General features: G+C 70.4%; 4 protein-coding genes. All 4 read right to left on the bottom strand.

Features of this window, described 5'->3' with window-relative positions; all coding sequences use genetic code 11:
• Window positions 1-526, bottom strand: a 526-nt coding sequence (locus tag ACWEBX_RS39195; protein WP_451889478.1) for a condensation domain-containing protein, incomplete at its 3' end; no start/stop codon positions are given.
• 43 nt (window positions 527-569) lie between these two features.
• Entirely contained in the window at window positions 570-1,757 is a 1,188-nt protein-coding gene (locus ACWEBX_RS39190; protein WP_451889477.1) for an NAD(P)/FAD-dependent oxidoreductase, read from the bottom strand.
• A gap of 78 nt (window positions 1,758-1,835) precedes the next feature.
• On the bottom strand, window positions 1,836-2,063 hold the full coding sequence (locus tag ACWEBX_RS39185; protein ID WP_451889476.1) for a phosphopantetheine-binding protein: 228 nt from the start codon (window positions 2,061-2,063) through the stop codon (window positions 1,836-1,838).
• The gene (locus ACWEBX_RS39180) at window positions 2,063-2,302 is read right to left on the bottom strand and encodes an AMP-binding enzyme (protein WP_451889475.1); all 240 of its coding nucleotides are present in this window, start codon (window positions 2,300-2,302) and stop codon (window positions 2,063-2,065) included. The genes ACWEBX_RS39185 and ACWEBX_RS39180 overlap by 1 nt, the downstream gene beginning before the upstream one ends.
• Between the last annotated feature and the right edge of the window lie 115 nt (window positions 2,303-2,417).

The raw sequence follows: 2,417 nt of genomic DNA, 5'->3' as shown, positions 1-2,417 counted from the left end.
GCTGCCACAGCGTGTAGTCCGCGTACTGCACCGGCAGCGGCTCCCACGCGGGGGCACCGCCCTCGGCGCGGACCGCGTAGGCGGTGGTGAGATCGCGGAACAGCGGCCCGAAGGACTCCCCGTCCACGGCGATGTGGTGCGCGACGACGACCAGGGTGTGCTCCTGCGGTGCGCAGCGCAGCAGCCGGGCGCGGATCGGCGTGTCGGCGGCCAGGTCGAAGGTGGCGGTGGCCACCTCGGCGACGGCCGCCGTCCGCTCCTGCTCGGTGACGTCGAGGACCGTCAGGTCGAACGGCTTGTCCCCCGGCGCCAGCACCCGCTGGTGCGGGACGCCGTCGTCGCCCTCGACGATCACGGTGCGCAGGACCTCGTGCCGGTCGACGACGTCCGCGAGCGCGGCCCGCAGCGCGCCGACGTCCAGCTCCCCGGTCAGCCGCAGGGCGAAAGCGCCGTTGTAGGTCGGCGAAGGGCCTTCGAATCGGTCCACGAACCACAGCCGGCGCTGCGCGAACGACAACGGGATCATTGCTACTCCAAATCGGCGGAACCAGGAGGGTGGAGGCCGTCACTCAGTTCAGGTCGAGCAGGTCCAGCAGTTCGTCGTTGTAGAAGTCGTCGATGGAGCACGCGCCCGACAGGGTCGAGAAGTAGCGGTCGATGTGCTCCTGGTGGCCGACCAGTTGCCGCAGCATCTCCACGCGGCCCTCGGGCTTGAGCTCGGCCACGTTCAGGGCGCCCTGGTAGTGGCTGAGGGCCTCGCCGCTCAGGTCGTTCTCGTAGCGCTTGAGCGCGGTGCGCAGCGCGGCGTCGTCGTGGAGCTGGCTGCCGACGTGGTCGGTGAGGGACTGGGCCTGGGCGAAGGCCTCGGTGATGCCGCGGGCGGTGATGGAGTCCTTGTGGTTGACCGCGTCGCCGACCAGTACCCAGCCGGGACCGTAGGCCTTGCGGAAGTAGTTCTCCTGGTGGCCCGTGCCGTAGATCTGCTCGACGCGCTCGCCGGCCTGCATCCGCTCGTACAGCTCGGGCGCGGTGGTGCGGAAGGAGTCGAGGTAGAAGGGCTCCACTCCCTTGCGGACCTCGTTGTAGAGGTCCTGCGGGAAGTAGGTCATCAGCAGGGTCAGGTCGTCGTTGGTGGGGATGACGCCGATCCAGCGGCCGGGCCGCTCGTACAGTTCGAAGTGCGAGGGGACACCCGCCCAGTAGCTGTAGTAGGTGCAGCTCACCCGCGGGTGCTCGATGACGCTCTGCGCGCCGGTCTTGCGGGCCACCAGCGAGCGCATGCCGTCCGCGCCGACGACCAGACGCGCCCGCTCGGTGGTCTCGGTGCCCTCGGGCGTCGTGTAGCGCACGCCGGCGACCCGGTCGTCCTGCCACACCAGGTCCTTGACCGCGCAGCCCTCGCGGAAGTCGACGCCGGCCTCGACGGCGCCCTCGGCGAGCAGCGGGTCAAGGACGTAGCGGCGGGGCGCGTAGGTGTGGGTCAGGCCGTCGACGGGCAGGGAGAAGCCCTCGATGCGCACCCCGGGGCCCTGGTAGCTCTGGCGGGTGATGGGCCGGCAGCCCGCGTCGCGGAGCTTGTCGAGCAGCCCCCACCGGTTCAACAGCCCCATGCCCTGCATGTGGATGTAGTGCGAGGACAGCGTGTCCTGCGGGAACCGCGCCTTCTCCAGGAGCAGGACACGGTAGCCCTGCCGGGCGAAGAGCATGGCCGTCGGCGAACCCGCGCAACGGGCACCGATGACAATCACGTCGTACATGGCGCGCCTCTCTAACCAGGTAGTTTTCTGCACGTGTCGCGGCCCGCGGGCCGGGAGGTCTCGGTGGGGTCCGGCGCGCTATCGATGCGGCGTCAGGGATGCGATGTACGCGGAGATCGACGCCACCGTCGGGTGGAGGAACATCTGGTCCATGGGGACCTCGGCGCCCAGTTCCTCCAGGAAGGCGCCCTGGATCCGGACCATGATCACGGACTGGCCGCCGAGGGCGAAGAAGTCGTCGTCGGCCGCGATGTCCTCGCGCTCGAGTTCCCGGCACCAGATGGCGCGCACGCTGTCGGCAGTCATCACTGTCCTCGGTTCTTGAGGGTGTCGACCAGCGCCGCGCGGTCGACCTTCCCGTGCGGGCTCAGGGGAATGGCCGGTACGCCGACGAAGCGGGCCGGGACCATGTTCCGCGGCAGCGCCTGAAGGAGGCGGGCGCGCACGGCGTCCTCGGCGAGAGCGCCCGCCTCCGGTACCACGAACGCGGTCAGCTCCGCCTCGCCGGCGTCGGTGTGGGTGACCGCCACGGCGGCCTCCCGCACCTCGGCCAGCCTGCCGAGCGCGCACCGACCAGGCCCTGGACGACCTCGTCGGGTTCATGGTCAACACCCTGGTGCTGCGCACCGACACGAGCGGCGATCCCGGCTTCACCGACCT

The sequence above is a fragment of the Streptomyces sp. NPDC005070 genome (assembly GCF_053600395.1).
Note: the sequence above shows the minus strand (reverse complement) of the source record. Positions and strands in the feature narration are given on the sequence as shown.

What these genes read in the sequence shown, in the direction of transcription:
- ACWEBX_RS39190 (WP_451889477.1), bottom strand. Translation starts at nt 1,757, where the DNA reads ATGTACGACGTGATTGTCATCGGTGCCCGTTGCGCGGGTTCGCCGACG.
- ACWEBX_RS39185 (WP_451889476.1), bottom strand. Translation starts at nt 2,063, where the DNA reads ATGACTGCCGACAGCGTGCGCGCCATCTGGTGCCGGGAACTCGAGCGC.